This is a genomic window from Enterococcus sp. DIV1067f (assembly GCF_050543505.1).
Lineage (GTDB): Bacteria > Bacillota > Bacilli > Lactobacillales > Enterococcaceae > Enterococcus_D > Enterococcus_D entomosocium.
In genome coordinates, this window is sequence record NZ_CP172940.1 from 1,512,996 (window position 1) to 1,531,618 (window position 18,623).

Below are 18,623 nucleotides of genomic sequence, written 5' to 3' on the forward strand. Positions count from 1 at the left end.
AATGGGTACTATTTCTTTTCTAAAACAGCAATAAATTCCCGCATATAGTCTGGTAGATCTGGGGGACGGCGGCTGGAAACGATATGTCCATCCGTAACCACAGGTGTATCGACCCATGTGGCTCCAGCATTTGTCATATCATCTTTGATGCCTGGTGTACTGGTAACCGTCTTGCCTTGCAGGATATTCGCAGAAATCAAGACCCAGCCTGCATGACAGATTTGTCCAATGATTTTTTGGTCTTTGTCCATCGTTCGCACGAAAGAGATGACCTCTGGGAAACGCCGTAATTTATCAGGTGCCCAACCACCCGGAACTAAGATGGCATCGTAGTCATCGGCGTGAATATCAGAAAAAGCATAGGCTGATTCTGCGGGTACACCATATTTGCCAATATACGTTTTATGCGCTTCTTCACCGACTAAATCGACTTGTGCGCCTTCTTCCCGTAACCGATGGACCGGATACCAAAGTTCTAAATCTTCGAAATCATTGTCGACTAAGGCAATGATTTTTTTGTTTTCTAAACGCAAGAGAATTCCTCCTTTTTCTTGTTATTCTTACTGTAACATCATGCCAAGGGAAACACCAAAAGTATGCTTCCTGAAAAATGCCAAGAAGCTATTCTGAGAATGGTCGTTCAGAGAAATGATATTGATGTAAGCGTTGTAATCATTAGGGGAGTAAGCGATAATAAAAGAAAGCCAAAGGAGGCGAAGATATGGAAGCATTCGAAAAAGCACGAAAATTTATTTACAAAAACGCGCGCCCTTTAGACCTTGCTCGTTGGCAGTACCATTTTGAAAATGGATCTCGCGAGGCTGTATTACAGGCGTTACAAGTCTACCAAAATGAAGATGGTGGTTATGGGCATGGTTTGGAACCTGATTATTGGAATCCCAATAGTACACCGATTGCAGTGTGGGAGGCATGTCGAATTTTACGAGAGCTTGAATGCCTTCATTCGTCAAATCCACAAGTCCAAGGGATTCTAAGGTATTTAGCTAGTGGAAAAGAATTTTCTGAAGGGAAATGGCTCAACCAAGTGCCGTCAACGGTATCCTATCCGCATGCGATTTGGTGGGAGAGTCCTGTGGGCGTGCCAGCAGACAACCCAACGGTCAGTCTAGCTGGTACGATCTTAAGAACAGGGGAAACGACCCTCTATCAAAAAGCACAAGAAATCGCCGAAACAGCAGTTGCAAGTTTTCTTAAGGAGCCAACCAGTGAAATGCACACATTAGTCGTCTATCTAGAATTATTACAAGACTGTGAAGAAATCCAGTATCAGCCTGTTTTAGCAAATGACCGCTTTCGCGAGATCTTATTCTGGCAAATTCGCCATGCAGTCTCAAACGAGCCAGAAGAGTGGTTCACATCTTATGTCAGCAAACCTTCAAATTTTTTCTTTACAAGAGAGCAGCTGCTTGGGATTTTTAGTGAAGAAATATGTAAAAAAGAAGCCGAAGAAATTTTAGAACACCAACAAGCAGACGGATCATTTGTCATTCCATGGCAATGGGGAACGGATTACCCAGAGTTTTTCATTAGTAAACAGTGGTGGAAATCAATTGCTATCATTAAAAATTTTTTGTTTTTGCGGGCTTTTCTAGACGAACCTTTTTGACATCGGTCATCTTTTAATCAGCGATCTCGTTGAAAGAACAAAGGAATTTCCTTCTTATTTGAGATTCATGGAGTTCAGCTTCTAGAAATCCAAATAGTTTGTAAACCAGAGGTACATTCATTGCCAGAATGTACCTTTTTTGCAGCGGAGGCTCTGACCTATTTTCAATTTTGTGGTACACTGAATAAGATGAATAGGAGTGGTAATATGCGGGATTATCAATATCCTCTGGACTTAGATTGGTCGACGGATGAAATGGTCGTCGTCATGAAGATGTGGGAACGGTTAGAACAAGCCTATGAAAAAGGCCTTCCTAGCAGCACGTTTCTTGAGGCGTATCAAGCCTTTAAGAAAGTCGTTCCCAGCATTGGCGAGGAACGCCGTTTAGGTAGAGAATTTGAAGAACTATCAGGCTATTCGTTATACCATGCCGTGCAGGCAGCGAAAAAGACTGAGGGAAAACTAAAAATGAAAGGGTAGATCAACGAATGCATGAAATCGTTAATGAAGTTCGCCAGTGGATGATCGCTGCAGGCGAAAGGATCAAAGACAATTTAAATAAAGAAGACTTGGTGGTCGAGACAAAATCAGGACGGAAAGACTTAGTGACAGAATTGGATAAAGCCACGCAAGATTTTCTGATTGGTAAGATCCAATCCTATGATCCGGATGCCAAAATTTTAGGTGAAGAAAACGGACTGGACACACTTGCCGACATGAGTGGACGGGTCTTCATCATTGATCCGATCGATGGAACCATGAATTTCGTGTTGGAAAAAGAAAACTTTTGTATCATGATCGCGATCTACGAAGAGGGCAAAGGGCGCTTTGGCTTTGTCTATAATGTCATGAAAGATGAATTCTTATGGGGGGGTCCAGAGATTGGTGTTTATAACAATGGCAAGAAGATCGAACCGCCGAAAGATATTGCCTTATCCGAGGGTCTCGTTGGCTTGAATTCACCCATGTTGATCCATAACCGCCACCACGAAACTGAAGTCAGTGACAAAGCATTAGGCATTCGTATGACTGGATGTGCTGGGGTAGAGTTGATCGCCCTCGCTAAAGGACAAAGAGCAGGCTATCTTTCTCATCTTGCGCCATGGGATTATGCGCCAGGGGGCGTTTTGTTAGAAACCCTTGGATTAAAAATGGCAAACATCAAAGGAGAGCCGCTATCCTTGAATGGACGGGAATTGTTTATCGGCGGTACACCGAAAGCTTTTGAAGAATTATTGGCGATCGTTAATCAATAAGAAAAAAACCAGATATTTTATTAATATCTGGTTTTTTCTGTAAAAATGAAAACTTTGCACTATATTTCAGAAAGAAATTCTGGTATAATGGCTTGTCGAGTGCAATGTCACCAAAAAAGGAGTTTATAAATTGAATATTAGAAATGATATCCGCAACGTCGCTATTATTGCCCACGTTGACCACGGAAAAACTACATTAGTTGATGAATTATTGAAACAATCCCAAACGTTAGATAGCCATACCCAATTACAAGAACGGGCGATGGATTCAAATGCGATCGAAAAAGAACGTGGCATCACGATCTTAGCGAAAAATACAGCGGTTGAATACAACGGTACAAAAATCAATATCATGGATACCCCAGGACACGCGGACTTTGGTGGTGAAGTAGAGCGGATCATGAAAATGGTCGATGGTGTTGTTTTGGTTGTTGATGCTTATGAAGGAACGATGCCTCAAACACGTTTCGTATTGAAAAAAGCGTTGGAACAACACTTAGTGCCAATCGTAGTTGTCAACAAAATCGACAAACCATCTGCTCGTCCTGAGCATGTTGTCGATGAAGTCTTAGAACTATTTATTGAATTAGGTGCCGACGATGACCAATTGGACTTCCCAGTGATCTACGCTTCTGCGATCAATGGAACTTCAAGTGAATCAGATGATCCTGCTGATCAACAAAAAACGATGGCACCATTGTTTGATACGATCATCGAACATATTCCAGCGCCAATCGACAACAGCGACGAACCATTGCAATTCCAAGTATCATTGCTTGATTACAATGACTACGTTGGACGTATCGGTATTGGCCGTGTCTTCCGCGGATCAATCAAAGTCGGCGACCAAGTTGCATTGATGAAATTAAACGGAGAAGTTAAAAAATTCCGTGTGACGAAACTTTTCGGTTTCTTCGGTTTGAAACGTTTGGAAATCCAAGAAGCCAAAGCCGGTGATTTGATTGCTGTTTCTGGGATGGAAGATATCTTCGTTGGTGAAACTGTTACACCAATCGATCATCAAGATTCATTACCTGTTTTACACATTGATGAACCAACTTTGCAAATGACCTTTATCGTGAACAATTCACCATTTGCGGGTCGCGAAGGAAAATTCGTAACCGCTCGTAAAATTGAAGAACGCTTAATGGCGCAATTGCAAACAGACGTTTCATTGCGTGTGGATCCAATCGGACCTGATTCATGGATCGTTTCTGGACGTGGCGAACTTCATTTGTCAATTTTGATCGAAAATATGCGTCGTGAAGGCTTTGAATTGCAAGTTTCTCGTCCAGAAGTTATCGAACGCGAAATCGATGGCGTGAAATGCGAACCATTTGAACGGGTGCAAATCGATACCCCAGAAGAATACATGGGATCAGTAATCGAATCATTGGGAATGCGTAAAGCAGAAATGCAAGATATGATCAATACAGGGAATGGACAAGTACGGATCATTTTCTTGGCACCAGCTCGTGGCTTGATCGGTTACACGACAGAATTCCTATCAATGACTCGCGGCTACGGCATCATGCACCACACCTTCGATCAATATTTGCCAATGATCCAAGGACAAATTGGTGGCCGTCATCAAGGCGCACTTGTATCGATCGATACAGGAAAAGCAACGACTTACTCGATCATGAGTATTGAAGAACGTGGAACGGTCTTCGTTGAACCAGGTACCGAAGTGTACGAAGGAATGATCATTGGTGAAAACTCTCGTGACAAAGACTTAACGGTCAATATCACGAAAGCAAAACAAATGACCAACGTCCGTTCTGCAAACAAAGACCAAACCTCAGTTATCAAGAAACCTCGTATTCTTTCTTTGGAAGAATCACTGGAATTCTTGAATGATGATGAATACTGTGAAGTAACACCAGAAAGCATTCGTTTAAGAAAACAAATCTTGAACAAGAGCGAACGGGAAAAATCACAGAAAAAGAAAAATAACTGATAACTAAAACAGTGATCAAAAGTTTTAAACACTTCTGATCTGTTCGATTTTCCGAAGGATGGAAAAGGGATTGCTCCTGTGTTGCAGCGGCTCTTCGCCGCAGGACCCAGAAAAAGCAATCAGCCGATTTCCCTCCTTCGGTTCTTTTTTGCTCGAAGTCAAGTTGAACCGTTAGAATAAACACCGCTTGCAATTTCGGCCATTCCTTTTTAAAATGAAGAAAGCAAGCACAAAGGAGAAATCTATGAAAAATTATCCTGTTAAAAAGAATCAGGAACTTGAAGTTGATATTTTGGATCTTTCCCATGAAGGAAATGGGATCGCCAAAGTCGATGGGTACTTATTATTTATTGAAAACACCCTGCCAAATGAACGTGCCTTAGTCAAAGTGTTGAAAGTCGGCAACAAATTTGGTTTTGCCAAAGTGATGAAATTGTTGCAAGCAAGTCCTGATCGGCAAGAATTGCCGAATGAAGCATTGTTGCGCACCGGGATCGCTCCATTGAGTCATTTGAGCTATGACAAACAATTAGCCTTCAAACAGCAGCAAGTAGAGAATGTTTTGGCTAAAATCGCCAAATTGCCTGAAATCACAGTCAATGCGCCAATCGGAATGGAAAAACCATTTGGTTACCGCAACAAAGCGCAAATCCCTGTGCAAAAAATCCATGGGGAATTAACGACTGGATTTTACCGCAAAAACAGCCATACTCTGGTACCGATCGAAGACTTTTATATTCAAGATCCAAACATCGATCAAGCAATCATCAAAGTCAGAGATATTTTGCAGCGGTTCAATGTCAAAGCCTACAATGAAGAAGCCCATGAAGGGTTCTTACGCCACATTGTCGTTCGTCGTGGGCATCACTCAGGTGAAATGATGGTCGTATTAGTGACACGTAAACCGAAATTCTTCAAAGGAGAAGAAATCGCGGAAGTGATCCACGAAGAGATTCCAGAAGTTGTTTCTGTCATTCAAAACATCAATGAAGAAAAAACCAATGTGATCATGGGGGAATTCGAGCGTGTGTTGTATGGCAAGTCATCGATCGATGATCAATTATTAGGTAAAACCTTCCAAATCTCAGCGAAATCTTTCTACCAAGTCAACACAGCGCAAACAGAAGTCTTGTATCAAACCGCCTTCGAGATGGCGCAACTGTCTGAAAATGATGTCGTTGTGGATGCTTATGCAGGAATCGGAACGATCGGGATTAGTTTGGCTGATCGCGTGAAAGAAGTGTTAGGGATGGAAGTCATTCCTGAAGCAGTGAACGATGCCAAAGCCAATGCCAAAAGAAATGGTGTCGAAAACGTGCATTACTTTATCGGTAAAGCCGAAAAAATCATGCCGCAATGGCTACGCGAAGGCATTCAACCGACAGTCGTCTTCGTTGATCCACCTCGCAAAGGTTTAGATGCTAGCTTTATCGAAACGACTGCTGCGGTTAAACCAGAGCGCATCGTCTACATTTCCTGCAATCCAGCAACTTTGGCTCGTGACCTCGCGTTATTTGCGGAAGAAGGGTATGTGACAAAAGAAGTCCAACCTGTTGATTTGTTCCCACAAACGACCCATGTAGAGTGTGTCGTGTTGTTAGAACGTGGTTAAGAAACAACAAGTTTTTTCAGCAATTTTGATTTTGAATTCTTTTTATGGTAAATGTCATAAAATCTTACGATAGCAAAGTTACTAGAGAAAGCAAGTCAATTGAGAAATAAGCAACTAAAACCCATCTGTCTATCTAGTTACGTCGATTGTGACGTTTAGAATGGATGAAATATAAAACCAGAAACTGGAACTGAAAGATACTCTTTCTGTGCCAGTTTTTTTGTTCTTTCTCACTATTGATGAGCGGGGAAAAAATCAATGCAAAAAGCAGTGAAGCTTCAAATATGTAGAGATCCAAATCCTTTAACAAAATGGTTTATCGGCAATTTATAGTTAATGTGTATAAAAATATGGCGTGTGGTGATTAGAAAGTATTATAATAAACGTAGTGAATAGAAAATTTTTGTTAGGAGGGATTACACATGGCAACGATTCGTGCATTTTCACACAAAGAGATTACACCGCAGAATACGCATTTGTCGAGTTTTAAAGTGTTGATAGAGTCAGCTTTTTATGGGAACAATGTCACTTGGATTCATGATCTAGCCACGGCCTATCGCTTAGCAAAAGAATCTTCTGGCGCTATTCTTACGGATATGCCGGTCACACACACCAAGGAGTTAGGACTACCGGAGGATGCTAAAGTCATCGTGTTTAATGACGGAAAAGTTGTTGGACGGACAGCGGCAGCTCGACGCATCATCGGACATCCCGGGATTGATCGAAAATTGTATGAAGGGATTTTAAGAGATGCTTTATTTCAAGGGACACGTAAAAAATTCTATGGCGGTGAAGTTGTTGTAGGGTTAGACGAAGCGTTTATGGTCAAAGCACACCTGTTGCTACCAGAGTACTATGAAACCAATTTTTATTCTTATTTGTTGAATTTTCAAATGCTGACGAAATCATGGCAGGAAAGGTATCAACATTCCAAGAACTATCCAGAGACAGATATTTTCTTGTACGCTGATCCGGACTGGACACATCCTGATTTTCCTTATGGGCTGTCTCTCTTTGATCCTGAACACAATGTTGCGGCAGTCTTAGGCTTAAACTATTTTGGTGAATTGAAAAAAGCGACATTAACTTTGGCTTGGGCTACCGCGCATCGCAATGGCTTTGTGGCGTGTCATGGAGGAATGAAGCAATATCAGCTACCGAATCGAACATTTACGATAGCTGCTTTTGGTCTTTCAGGATCAGGAAAATCGACCATTACATTGGCAGAACATGATGGCAAATATGATATCAAGGTTCTGCATGACGATGCGTTTGTGATCAATCAAACAAATGGTGCGTCCACTGCTCTGGAGCCTTCTTATTTTGATAAAACGCAAGACTATCCATTAACCAACCCAAATGTCCGCTACTTTATCACCTGTCAAAATGTTGGGGTTACTTTAGACGAGGAAGGAAAAAAGGTCATCGTCACCCAAGATATTCGTAACGGGAATGGTCGAACCGTCAAATCACGGTATGTCACACCTAACCGGGTGGATCATTTAGATTCGCCGATCGATGCAGTATTTTGGATCATGAAAGATGACACGCTACCTCCTGTAGTAAAAATTGACGATCCGATTTTAGCCGCTGTTTTTGGTTTGACCTTAGCTACGAAGCGCACGACAGCTGAACATATTGTCGAGACCACGGATATAGATAAACTGGTCATCGAACCTTATGCCAATCCATTTAGGGTCTATCCTTTAGGGGAAGATTTTGCCCATTTCATGCACTTGTTTAAAGAAAACCAAACGGCTTGTTACATTCTAAATACAGGCTTTTACAAAGGCAAGAAAGTCACGCCTGAAGTCACACTAACATCGATTGAAAAAATTGTGGAAGGCGAGGCTGAATTTAAAAATTTCGGTGGGATCACCGAAATGAGTTTCCTGCCAGTAACAGGCTTTAAAGTCGATTTTCAAGATGCCTCCTATGTTTCTCATTTAAGAGAGCGGATGCAAGGACGGCTGGACTTTATTTTGGCTCAAGAAACAGAAAATGATGGCTATAATAAGTTGCCTAAAGAGGTAGCAAAGGCAATGGAAAATGTGATTTCTACATTAAATGAGTTTCCTAGCTAATTCCATTGAATCAAACTTCCGCAAGCGGCTTTTCTTCCTGAAACACTTACTTTGTTAGCCAGAAAGGAGCGATTATGAACATTCAGTTTCACCATATCCAAATCACAGTCAATGATGTAAAAAAAGCAGAAGGTTTTTATGATCAATTATTTGCACTATTAGGTTTCGACCTTCAGAAGAAATATTCTGGGTATTTAGAACATGCCGAGATGGAAGTAGTAGAATATATAGGGGATTCATTTGATTTCGGTATTTGTTCCCCACGAAAAGAATGGAAGAAGGAGAAAATCGATTCAAGAAAACCTGGCTCGGTTCAGCACATGGCGTTTAAGGCGGAAAGCCGCGAAGTAGTAGATGCGATCTTTCCCAAAATAAAAACCTTAGGGGTAAAGATCCTTCACGATCGACCAATGGAGTACAAAGAGCGCATCGCTCCTAACTACTATGCCTTATTCTTTGAAAGCCCAGAAGGCATTCGTTTTGAGCTATTTCATTATGCCTGATTCCTTTAACTAGAAGAGTGTGGCATTAAATTATTGCGTGAGCGCGTTCTTATTAAGGTGATCTTTCATTAAGGGGCTAGCATAATCAGGCGAGTTTAGAGAGAAACTTTTTTAGAACCTGTCATCAGGAAAATCTGTACACTCTTGTTTTAAGTACGTCCATCCTGAAAAACTCGTTGGTTCCTAAAATTTATTTGGACAATTCGAATACAAAAATCTAACTCATGTGTTGAAAAACGTCGATTTTATCATTCTAGAAGCTGTTGCATTGTGGGTCAATAAGGATTGTTGCGTTGATTGCAGGGCACTTAAGAAATGGAGGAGGAACAATATGGATCAGACGGTTCAGCAAGATATCGAAGCGATCATTTCCCGTCAATATGATCATGGCGCCGATTTATGGTCGACGCCAGACCATAAATTACTGAAAGGAGCACCCTTTACAACCTTAGAGTGTCCTCATTATTTGCTTGAACTTGGTATGTCGCCTGAGGAGAACTTATTAAAAGAGACCGCTGCATTGATCTTTCAAGGATGGAGAGAAGATGGCAGATTTAAAATTTCGCCATCAGGGGGGATTTATCCCTGTCATACAGCGCTGGCTTTGCGAACGCTGTGTGCTCTTGGTTACGCAAGGGACCCGCGGCTACAACAGACCTTTCACTATTTTCTTGCTACTCAGGAAACAGATGGCGGCTGGAAGTGCAATAAATACAGTTTTGGTCGCGGCCCGGAGACCCGCTATTCAACCCCGATGACGACGTTAACGGTCCTTGATGCCTTTCGATATACTCATGATCGTGAACAGATGGAAACACTTAATCAAGCAATCGAATGCTTGCTTGCTCATTGGGAGATTCGTCAGCCAATCAGTCCCTGTCATTACGGAATGGGCACATTGTTTATGCAGACAGAATACCCCTTTAGAGGGTACAATCTTTTTTATTATCTGTATGTCTTGTCTTTTTATCCTTCTGCCAGAAAAGACGCACGGTTTCTGGAGGCTTTGCAGCAGTTTGAATCGAAAGTTAAAAATGGCAATGTTATTGTAGAACGGGTTGTACCAAAACTGGGGAAACTGAATTTTTGTAAAAAAGGACAAATTAGTTCCTTCGCCACCCGACGGTACCAAGAAATCCTTGCTCACTTGGCAGAAGATTAAGGAAAAAACAGTCCTTTGGAATGTTCCTCCATCTAGACGATTCTTTTTCTTTTCTGGTACACTGTCTCTAAAGAACCGACCGAATAATCAACAGAGGGGAGAAAGACATGCAAAAAATCTATCTGGTTGAAGATGATGCGACGATCGTCTCTGTTTTAGCCGATTATTTGCAGCAGTGGGGATACGAATGCCATTCGGCCAAGAATTTTGCTGAACTCTTGCAAGAGTTTCACGACATCAAACCTGATCTCGTTCTTTTAGATATCTCCTTGCCTTATTACAATGGGTATCATTGGTGCCAAGAAATTCGCAAGGAGTCAGAAGTACCGATCATTTTTCTTTCGTCGATGGATCAGCAGATGAATCAAATCATGGCGATGAACATGGGGGCGGATGATTATTTAACAAAACCCTTTGATTTAGCCTTCGTTTTGGCAAAAATCCAAGCGTTGCTACGGCGCAGCTATCAGTATAGCCACCAACAAGCGCTGACCTTTGACATAGGGCAAGTAACCTTTTATCCAACAGAAAATGTATTAAAAAATCAGGGGGAACAGTTGCCGCTTTCTCCAAATGAAGCTCGGATTCTTTCCTTGCTTTTGCAGCATCGAGGGAAGATCGTAGCCAAAGAGACCATCATTGAAATGCTCTGGAATAGTGAAGAGTTCATCGATAACAATACATTAGCAGTCAATATGACTCGTTTGCGAAAAAAATTGAGCCAGATCGAACTATCCGATTTGATCCAAACGGTAAAGAATAAAGGCTATTTGATAGAAAAGGAACACGCCTATGACTAATGTGAAAGAATATTTCGTGTTGTATGGAAAGTTTTATCTCGTTTACCTGCTATTTAGTGCGGGTCTACTAGGGTTATTCTTTCTTCACAGCCTTCCATTAGAACCCTTCATTGACTATGCGGTTTTTTCAGGGGTGATTTTAGGAGGTCTTTCCCTTTTTCATTATTTTCGTTACGCACAAAAAAGAAAGCAGCTACAGCATTTATTAAGAAAAGAACGTATGACGGAAGCGGCGTTGGCGTTCTTGCCGACCACTCGAAATCGGCTAGAAGACGAGTATCAAACGCTTCTTAGGCAGATGGCAAAAGAAAAAACTCTGTCTGAATACAAAGCGACCGTGAAAAATGAAGAAATTTATGAAGATTTCGGCTTGTGGCTTCATCAAATCAAAACGCCTCTAGCGGCGTTGGATCTTTTGGTTCAAAGCGATACCCTGTCACCGACGGAGGTCAAAGCGGAATTATTTAAGGTGAACGATTACTTGCAAATGATGTTGAATTATTTGCGACAAAATTTAGCGAATGATGATTTTGTCTTTGAGTCGATTGCTTTAGAGCCCCTTGTTCGTCAAACAATCAAAAAGTATGCCTTGTTTTTCTCGAAAAAGAATCTGCAACTGGATATGGCAGTGGATTTGACGGTGACATCTGATCGAAAGTGGCTCATTTTTATTTTTGAACAGGTTCTTTTCAACAGCTTGAAGTATACTGAAACCGGTGGCATTAATGTTTTCACTAAAGACAATGCCTTAGTGATTCAAGATAGCGGCATTGGTATTCGTAAGGAAGACTTGCCAAGGGTGTTTGAGAAAGGATATACGGGACAAAATGGTCGCTTTCAGCAACGAGCGAGCGGGCTAGGCTTATATATGAGTCAACAAGCGGCTGAAAAAATCGGCTGCCGTTTAGCGATTGATTCTGAAGTGGGACAGGGAACCATCGTCACACTTCATTTTCCCACCACAAATAACCGATAGCCGCAAACTTTCAACACTGTAAGTTTGCGGTTTTTATTGTAAGTCGCTTTTTTCTGCCAGTCAGCTTATTCTAAAAAGGAAGGAGGGAACAAGATGACACTTTTAAACATTCAACAAGTAAAAAAAATCTATCAAAGCCAGCTGAATGGGCAACCTGTCGAAGCGTTGAAGAATATCACCTTTAAGGTAGAAGAAGGGGAATATGTAGCCATCATGGGGGAATCAGGTTCGGGGAAGAGTACGCTACTGAACTTGATGGCGACGTTAGACCAACCGACAGCGGGTGAGATGCAGCTGAATGGCATCGATTTGACCACCATCAAAGAAAAAGATGCAGCAAGTTTTCGACGGGATCACTTAGGCTTTGTCTTTCAAGACTTTAATTTATTGGACACTTTTACGGTAAAGGACAATATTTTATTGCCATTAGTTTTATCGAAAGTTTGCGTCAAACAAATGGAATTGCAGCTTCAGCCTATTGTACAAACTTTAGGGATCGCCGATTTATTGCAGCATTACCCGTATGAATTGTCTGGCGGACAAAAGCAACGTGTTGCCGTCGCACGAGCGATCATCACAAAACCAGAACTGCTATTAGCAGATGAGCCAACCGGAGCGCTGGATTCGAAAACCTCTGATCAACTACTGACATTATTTCAGCAGATCAATCAAAACGGACAGACGATCGTGATGGTCACCCACAGTTCGATCGCAGCCAGTCGCGCACAACGCGTCTTGTTTATCAAAGACGGGTATGTATTTCACCAGTTGTATCGAGGAGAACGGAGTGATACCGCTTTTCTAGAAGCAATCGCCGAAACAATGACTGCTGTTTTTGCGAAGGAGGAGTAACGAATGTTCTTTCAAAAAATCGCCTTCTCCAATTTACGTAAAAATGCCAAAGCCTACACACCCTTTTTAGTATCCATGAGTTTCTTGGTAGCTGTTTTGATGATGACGCAAATCATCGTGAACAATCCGGGGATGAAGGAACTTCCTAGTAGTCAAAGCGCCATTTTCATGTTTCATTTAGGAAATATCATCCTGATGATCTTTGCGGCGATCTTTTCCTTTTACACCAATAACTTTTTGATCAAGCAGCGAAAAAAAGAATTTGGTCTCTACAATGTTTTGGGACTAGGAAAACGCGAGATAGCCTTCGTGGTCTTTTGGGAACTCTTTTACAGTTTTCTTATTAGTCTTGCGGCCGGGTTGATCAGCGGCTTATTGTTTGCACGATTAGGATTTTTGATTCTGAAGAAAATCTTAGCCGTAGGTGAATTCTTTGTTTTTAAACTTTCATTTGAGAGCATTGGATTTGTGATCCTCTATTTTATGTGCGTGTTTGGTTGTCTATTTTTATTTGACCTGTTGCAAGTACGCAAAACCAATCCACTTCAATTACTACAGGGAAGCAAGCGTAATGAAAAAGAGCCTCGCGCGAAAGGCATTTTAGCACTATTAGGTGTCCTTTGTTTAGTGGCGGGCTATACGATCTCTGTGACGATCAAGTCTCCCATCAGTGCCTTAGGCCTGTTCTTTGTCGCCGTCATCCTCGTAATCTTGGCTACCTATCTGTTGTTTATTGCTGGTAGTATCAAAGCATTGCAGTTTTTAAGAAAACGAACGACCTATTATTATCAAACGACCCATTTTATCAATATCTCTACCATGCTGTATCGGATGAAGCAAAATGCGGCTGGTTTAGCAAGTATTTGTATTTTATCAACGATGGTGTTAGTGACAGTTGCTACGACCGCCAGTCTTTACTTTGGACAAAAGAATGTGATCGAAACTCGTTTTCCATACGATGTTCAAATTGAGTCAGCGGCTGATTCCCAGCAAATCAACACAGTGATTGATGGACTTGAAGAGAAGCTAACGATCAAAGAGCGCCAGCAAGTCACTACAACAAGACCATTGCTTTTTACCTTTGAGGGCCTAAACTTTGTTCCTTCAACCACTTTTGAAGAAAATAGTGATAGTTTAGATAAAGCCGTGTACCTTACTTTTCTTACCAGGTCTGAATACCATGAAATCAGCGGGAAAACAGGACCTGCTGAAGATGAATTATTTGTTTTTCCCGCAACTTGGACCCAACAAGCATTACCAGAAAAGACCACGATCGATGATCGTCAATTTCGTTTGCGGGAATTGAAGGAACTGCCAACATTCACGAAAACAGAAAACCCGGTTCAGCATCTTGTTCTTGTGGCGGATGATCAGTGGCTTACTGAAAAGCTAAGCTCTTGGTATCAAAAAGAAGATTTTCAACTTTACCAGCAACCAATGACAACAACAGTCTTTAATTTTCAAGCAGCAGAAGCAAGCGATCGCGAAGCGATCGCAAAAGAGATTCGCAGCGAACTTCTGGCAGCAGATGCTCATGCGAGTGTTCAGTCAAAAGATCTTTTTGAAGGTGAGACCAAAACCTTTACCGGCGGCTTCTTCTTCTTAGGCTTGATTTTTGGTGTGGTCTTTATTTTAGCTGCCGCATTGATCATTTATTATAAACAAGTTTCCGAAGGGATGGAGGACAAAGAACGCTTCGAGATCTTGCAAAAAGTTGGGTTAAGCCATAAGGAAGTCAAACAAGTGATCCAGCAGCAAGTCTTGATGATTTTCTCATTTCCATTGGCGGCAGCGATCATCCATCTCGCATTTGCTTTGCCGATGATTCGGAAGTTGTTGCTTCTTTTTGGTCTGACAGATCGCAACTTATTGATCACGGTATTGATTATCTCTGTTCTGCTGTTTACAATGATCTATTTAATGGTGTATTTCATCACTGCAAGAGTCTACTACCGACTTGTGGAGCGAAAACAATAGCCGTTAAAAAAAGTTAGTCGAACGAGTCGTCACCGACAGGACCTACAGTAAAATAGAATGTGAGAACGCCTCATCCATGAAGCGACTTCTAGAAGTTAGAATTTTTGATCTAACTTTTTGGAATCACTATATGATTGAGGTGTTTTTTTTTAGCTACTCCTATTAGCCCACTTTTTTAGAGTTGAAAAAAAGGCTTAGGTGACCTATAGTGAAAAGGAGTAAAGCACAGGTATAGATTGCCGCGAGGCTGATAGTCATTTCCAAATAAAAGAGATCATGTGATCCAAAAAGGAGAAAGTCCTATGAAAGAGCAGCCGATAACCATTGAATTTCCCTTAAGAGGTGAGTGGCTTGCGCCGACTACACCAGCCAAGAAGATTCCTAGTCATGGCACCGATCGAATGGGGTTACGTTATGCGTTTGATTTTTTACAAGTCGATTTTGAGGGGAAAACAAAAGCTTTTCACGACCGAAGCTTTCTGCGCTATTTCTTCTTAGGAGTTCCCCTTGAGAACTGTTATTGTTGGGGCAAAGAAATCTATGCGCCCTGTGATGGTGAAGTGATTGTTGTAAGAGAGGGCTATCAGGAACGCAAAGTCGTTCATTGGGTTGTCGATTTTTCGATCGCTTTAAAAAATGGCTTGTTTTTTAATGAACAAAAAGATGAGTATCAACAAATAGCTGGCAACTACATTGTGATAAAAGCTTCTGAGGGCGTATATATGGCATTCGTCCATTTGCAAAAAGGATCCATCAAAGTTTCCGTAGGACAAAAAATCACCAAAGGGATGGTGATTGGCAATGTCGGGCATTCCGGCAATTCGACTTCACCTCATTTGCATTTTCAAGTGATGGACAGTAACGATATCGCCCATGCAAAAGGGCTGCCTTGTCGCTTTGAAGAATACGAGGTTTACCGAGCAGGACGATGGATAAAAGTTCGGAATCAGATACCAGATAGTACAGAACGGATACGATTTTTATAGGAGCATTAGGGACTAGCTGTGAGACTTCAATAGGGGGCATCGCCGAAATGCTTATAAGAAAGAACATTTAAACGTTTCTGAGCTTCTTTAAAAAACTTGCAACAATCTTAGGTATTCAGAAAATGTATCTCAGGGGGAAACAAATGAAGCAATTACCCAATATCATTACTACTTCTCGACTGATTCTCGCACCACTTTTACTATTCCTTCAGCCAATGTCTGGCTGGTTTTGGCTGCTCTATTCCTATTGTTTTTTAAGCGACCTCGTCGATGGGCTGCTTGCAAGAAGGATGAATCTTACGAGTGAGGTGGGTGCCTTACTAGACAGTTTCGCAGATGTCAGCTTTTTTCTCGCCGTTTTTCTTTCTTTTCTACCGCAGCTTTTGGAAACCCAAACGATCATGGTTTGGATCTTGATGATCGCTATCATCCGCTTCGTCAGTTATCTGATTGGCTATGTAAAATTTCAGTCTTTTAGCAGTCTGCATACATGGCTCAACAAAGCAGTCGGATTTCTTTTATGTATTTTTCCATTGCTGCTCATAATATTCCATGAAAGAATTGTTGTCTTGATTTTGGGAGTCATCGGCACTATTTCAGCATTAGAAGAATTGCTGATAACGATACTCGCAAAAAAACTGGATAGAAATCAAAAATCGATATTCGAAAGTTTTATGTAAGGTACCTCTATCATTGAGGGCCTTTTTTGTTTGTTCCTCTGAAGTAGTCTTTTAAAAGTCCTTTCAAAAAAAATTTTAAAAATAACATTGAAAACAATTTTTAATGGTACTATGCTTATCTTTGAAGGGAGGCTTCACAAATGAACAGACAAGAACTGCATGCATGTATCAGTAAAAACCAGCCCAATATTTGCCAAATTTCTGCCTACCAAAATGGAAAGGAAGTTTACTCGGATGAATGGCATGAGTATAAGCCAGACGATACTTGCCACCTTATGTCCGCTACGAAAAGTATCGTTTCTCTACTAGTCGGAATAGCGATAGATCAAGGCCTCATCAGGAGTGTCAATGACAAAGTACTCGATTATTTTCCAGACTATTCCGTAAAACGGGGCGAAAAAACGATTCACGATATTACCATCAAACACCTATTAACGATGCGAGCCCCGTATAAATGCAAAGGTGATCCATGGACAAAAGTTTGTTCGAGTGACGACTGGACCAGCGCCTCCCTTGATTTATTGGGAGGAAGAAAAGGAGTGACAAATGAATTCAATTATCAAACCGTTTGTCTGCAGATCCTCACTGGTTTGTTAGCGAAAGCTTCTGGAATGACGACCGTTGATTATTCGAACCATTATTTATTTCGCCCTCTTGGTGTAGCCGAAATAACCAATTATTATGCGAAAACGGCACAAGAACATAAGCACTTTACAATGAGCAAGGCACCAAAAAAACCAGTTTGGTTTTGCGATCCTTTAAATATTGGGGCGGCAGGTTACGGGCTATGCCTTTCAGCAAAAGATTTAGCCAAAATCGGTGAGCTATGCTTGAACCAAGGCATCCATCAAGGGAAACAAGTGATTTCCTCACAATGGCTCACTGAAATGGTCAATCCGCTAGAGACAAACACAGAGAAATTTCAAAACATGAGTTATGGATATTTGTGGTGGATTTTGGATACTGAGAAAAGCACCTATGCCGCCATCGGTAATAGCGGAAATGTCCTTTATATTGATCCCGAATCAGATTGCGTCATTGCTATTACGGCTTATTTTAAGCCAACTGTCTTTGATCGAATCGACTTTATCGAGACAGAGCTAAAACCGTTCCTTTTGCAATAATGAGCGTTAAGAAAAAGCAGTCTACTGTCAAAAGTTGATTGCTTTTTTTGTAGGCGAAAGCTTTATGATCCTTTTAATGACTATGGCAAGCAGGTGACTACGGATAAAGCTTGGCTGCTAGTCTTTTATGAATTTAAAATCTAGCAATTTGATCCCGCATATAGGAGGCCAAATCAATAATAAACGGAAGATAAATGAGAAATGAATAAAATGACCAAACTATCAACGGCGTAAACTTGGTATACTATAATTGAGAAGAAAATCACAAGTGAAAGGAGCGGTCGGAGTGTTTTCAGAAATCAGTATTTATCAAGTAAAACCAAGTGAAGTCGATACCTTTGAAGCAATCATGCAGGAAGCAACAGAGGCAATGAAGGCCATGGAGGGGGCTTTGTTCTTTCGATTAATGAAACGAACCCATTACATTAAAGAAATGAGCACCATCAAGGAAGGACGCCTGCCTGATCCATTGACAAGAGTCATAAAATGTGTGAAATATGCCCACTATTGGGAGTTTGATACCGAAGAAAACTATGGCAAAGCCCAAAAAAGGCTGTATGAAAGCTATTGGAAAGCAATCGAGAAATGTTTGATCGTTCCCCACGACAAGCTTTTAGGGGAAGTGATTGAGTGATCGTTTTAGTATCGGATGCTCTTCAGATGAACGGACTTTTTGTTGCAACTGTTTAGAAATTATAGGGAAAAATACAACGGGATGTTAAAAAGTCATTCGAATGTTGAATCGACGACTATTAGTTGTTTAAATGCTCTGTTTCTTGAGGGAATCGGAAAGGAGGAACACACGATGGGACAGGTTGCATTTCATAACTTATACAAATTAATAAAAGGTGCTTCAACAGCAGAATTTGTTCCAGTCGTTGAACAATTCAACCGTGAATACATTTTCAAACAAAGAGGATACCTTTCTTTTGAATGATTAGTAGATTGAGAAACTTGGGCTGACATCACCAAGTTCGAAACGAAAGAAGATGCGGAAACATTTGACCAATGCGGTATCCCAGAT

The 18,623-nt window shown here is 41.2% G+C and carries 18 protein-coding genes; 17 read left to right on the top strand and 1 reads right to left on the bottom strand.

The features are described from left to right. Positions 1-8: 8 nt before the first annotated feature. On the bottom strand, positions 9-533 hold the full coding sequence (locus tag IGJ42_RS07020; protein WP_005236373.1) for a type 1 glutamine amidotransferase domain-containing protein: 525 nt from the start codon (positions 531-533) through the stop codon (positions 9-11). Between the two features lie 188 nt (positions 534-721). Between IGJ42_RS07020 and IGJ42_RS07025 the strand changes: the two genes are divergently transcribed. The 17 genes from IGJ42_RS07025 to IGJ42_RS07105 all read left to right on the top strand — a co-directional run bounded on the left by IGJ42_RS07025 (position 722) and on the right by IGJ42_RS07105 (position 18,536). Next, positions 722-1,627 (top strand): hypothetical protein, encoded by a 906-nt coding sequence (locus tag IGJ42_RS07025; RefSeq protein ID WP_086299514.1) that lies wholly within the window; start codon positions 722-724, stop codon positions 1,625-1,627. 207 nt (positions 1,628-1,834) lie between these two features. After that, positions 1,835-2,107 carry a UPF0223 family protein gene (locus tag IGJ42_RS07030; RefSeq protein ID WP_008381425.1) on the top strand — a complete coding sequence of 91 codons (273 nt, stop codon included), beginning with the start codon at positions 1,835-1,837 and terminating at the stop codon, positions 2,105-2,107. Positions 2,108-2,115: 8 nt separating this feature from the next. Continuing rightward, positions 2,116-2,883, top strand: coding sequence for an inositol monophosphatase family protein (locus IGJ42_RS07035; protein WP_430616045.1), 768 nt, complete (start codon positions 2,116-2,118; stop codon positions 2,881-2,883). A gap of 130 nt (positions 2,884-3,013) precedes the next feature. Beyond that, on the top strand, positions 3,014-4,843 hold the full coding sequence (typA, locus tag IGJ42_RS07040; protein WP_005236363.1) for a translational GTPase TypA: 1,830 nt from the start codon (positions 3,014-3,016) through the stop codon (positions 4,841-4,843). 244 nt (positions 4,844-5,087) lie between these two features. Continuing rightward, entirely contained in the window at positions 5,088-6,455 is a 1,368-nt protein-coding gene (rlmD, locus tag IGJ42_RS07045; RefSeq protein ID WP_010749606.1) for a 23S rRNA (uracil(1939)-C(5))-methyltransferase RlmD, read from the top strand. A 422-nt stretch (positions 6,456-6,877) separates the two neighbouring features. Beyond that, positions 6,878-8,539, top strand: a complete 1,662-nt coding sequence (locus IGJ42_RS07050) for a phosphoenolpyruvate carboxykinase (ATP) (protein ID WP_429946643.1) — start codon at positions 6,878-6,880, stop codon at positions 8,537-8,539. Positions 8,540-8,613: 74 nt separating this feature from the next. Then, positions 8,614-9,042 (top strand): VOC family protein, encoded by a 429-nt coding sequence (locus tag IGJ42_RS07055; RefSeq protein ID WP_086332321.1) that lies wholly within the window; start codon positions 8,614-8,616, stop codon positions 9,040-9,042. 331 nt (positions 9,043-9,373) lie between these two features. Continuing rightward, complete coding sequence (locus tag IGJ42_RS07060; protein WP_086317325.1) at positions 9,374-10,204, top strand: prenyltransferase; 831 nt, start codon at positions 9,374-9,376, stop codon at positions 10,202-10,204. Between the two features lie 107 nt (positions 10,205-10,311). Then, positions 10,312-11,004, top strand: a complete 693-nt coding sequence (locus IGJ42_RS07065) for a response regulator transcription factor (RefSeq protein ID WP_086332322.1) — start codon at positions 10,312-10,314, stop codon at positions 11,002-11,004. Continuing rightward, entirely contained in the window at positions 10,997-11,980 is a 984-nt protein-coding gene (locus IGJ42_RS07070; protein ID WP_086317327.1) for a sensor histidine kinase, read from the top strand. The genes IGJ42_RS07065 and IGJ42_RS07070 overlap by 8 nt, the downstream gene beginning before the upstream one ends. Before the next feature lie 93 nt (positions 11,981-12,073). After that, positions 12,074-12,832: an ABC transporter ATP-binding protein gene (locus IGJ42_RS07075; RefSeq protein WP_086332323.1), complete on the top strand. Its 759-nt coding sequence runs from the start codon at positions 12,074-12,076 to the stop codon at positions 12,830-12,832. Between the two features lie 3 nt (positions 12,833-12,835). Beyond that, complete coding sequence (locus tag IGJ42_RS07080) at positions 12,836-14,809, top strand: ABC transporter permease (RefSeq protein ID WP_422705993.1); 1,974 nt, start codon at positions 12,836-12,838, stop codon at positions 14,807-14,809. A gap of 302 nt (positions 14,810-15,111) precedes the next feature. Next, positions 15,112-15,795, top strand: a complete 684-nt coding sequence (locus tag IGJ42_RS07085) for a M23 family metallopeptidase (RefSeq protein ID WP_086299506.1) — start codon at positions 15,112-15,114, stop codon at positions 15,793-15,795. A 143-nt stretch (positions 15,796-15,938) separates the two neighbouring features. Next, complete coding sequence (locus IGJ42_RS07090; protein WP_086332325.1) at positions 15,939-16,475, top strand: CDP-alcohol phosphatidyltransferase family protein; 537 nt, start codon at positions 15,939-15,941, stop codon at positions 16,473-16,475. A 140-nt stretch (positions 16,476-16,615) separates the two neighbouring features. Beyond that, a complete protein-coding gene (locus tag IGJ42_RS07095; RefSeq protein WP_086332326.1) occupies positions 16,616-17,599 on the top strand; it encodes a serine hydrolase domain-containing protein in 984 nt (327 codons plus the stop codon). Positions 17,600-17,867: 268 nt separating this feature from the next. Then, on the top strand, positions 17,868-18,233 hold the full coding sequence (locus IGJ42_RS07100; protein ID WP_005236340.1) for a hypothetical protein: 366 nt from the start codon (positions 17,868-17,870) through the stop codon (positions 18,231-18,233). Positions 18,234-18,404: 171 nt separating this feature from the next. Then, positions 18,405-18,536: a hypothetical protein gene (locus IGJ42_RS07105; RefSeq protein ID WP_008381400.1), complete on the top strand. Its 132-nt coding sequence runs from the start codon at positions 18,405-18,407 to the stop codon at positions 18,534-18,536. Positions 18,537-18,623 lie beyond the last annotated feature (87 nt).

What these genes read in the sequence shown, in the direction of transcription:
- IGJ42_RS07025 (WP_086299514.1), top strand. Translation starts at nt 722, where the DNA reads ATGGAAGCATTCGAAAAAGCACGAAAATTTATTTACAAAAACGCGCGC.
- IGJ42_RS07030 (WP_008381425.1), top strand. Translation starts at nt 1,835, where the DNA reads ATGCGGGATTATCAATATCCTCTGGACTTAGATTGGTCGACGGATGAA.
- IGJ42_RS07035 (WP_430616045.1), top strand. Translation starts at nt 2,116, where the DNA reads ATGCATGAAATCGTTAATGAAGTTCGCCAGTGGATGATCGCTGCAGGC.
- rlmD (WP_010749606.1), top strand. Translation starts at nt 5,088, where the DNA reads ATGAAAAATTATCCTGTTAAAAAGAATCAGGAACTTGAAGTTGATATT.
- IGJ42_RS07050 (WP_429946643.1), top strand. Translation starts at nt 6,878, where the DNA reads ATGGCAACGATTCGTGCATTTTCACACAAAGAGATTACACCGCAGAAT.
- IGJ42_RS07055 (WP_086332321.1), top strand. Translation starts at nt 8,614, where the DNA reads ATGAACATTCAGTTTCACCATATCCAAATCACAGTCAATGATGTAAAA.
- IGJ42_RS07060 (WP_086317325.1), top strand. Translation starts at nt 9,374, where the DNA reads ATGGATCAGACGGTTCAGCAAGATATCGAAGCGATCATTTCCCGTCAA.
- IGJ42_RS07065 (WP_086332322.1), top strand. Translation starts at nt 10,312, where the DNA reads ATGCAAAAAATCTATCTGGTTGAAGATGATGCGACGATCGTCTCTGTT.
- IGJ42_RS07070 (WP_086317327.1), top strand. Translation starts at nt 10,997, where the DNA reads ATGACTAATGTGAAAGAATATTTCGTGTTGTATGGAAAGTTTTATCTC.
- IGJ42_RS07075 (WP_086332323.1), top strand. Translation starts at nt 12,074, where the DNA reads ATGACACTTTTAAACATTCAACAAGTAAAAAAAATCTATCAAAGCCAG.
- IGJ42_RS07080 (WP_422705993.1), top strand. Translation starts at nt 12,836, where the DNA reads ATGTTCTTTCAAAAAATCGCCTTCTCCAATTTACGTAAAAATGCCAAA.
- IGJ42_RS07085 (WP_086299506.1), top strand. Translation starts at nt 15,112, where the DNA reads ATGAAAGAGCAGCCGATAACCATTGAATTTCCCTTAAGAGGTGAGTGG.
- IGJ42_RS07090 (WP_086332325.1), top strand. Translation starts at nt 15,939, where the DNA reads ATGAAGCAATTACCCAATATCATTACTACTTCTCGACTGATTCTCGCA.
- IGJ42_RS07095 (WP_086332326.1), top strand. Translation starts at nt 16,616, where the DNA reads ATGAACAGACAAGAACTGCATGCATGTATCAGTAAAAACCAGCCCAAT.
- IGJ42_RS07105 (WP_008381400.1), top strand. Translation starts at nt 18,405, where the DNA reads ATGGGACAGGTTGCATTTCATAACTTATACAAATTAATAAAAGGTGCT.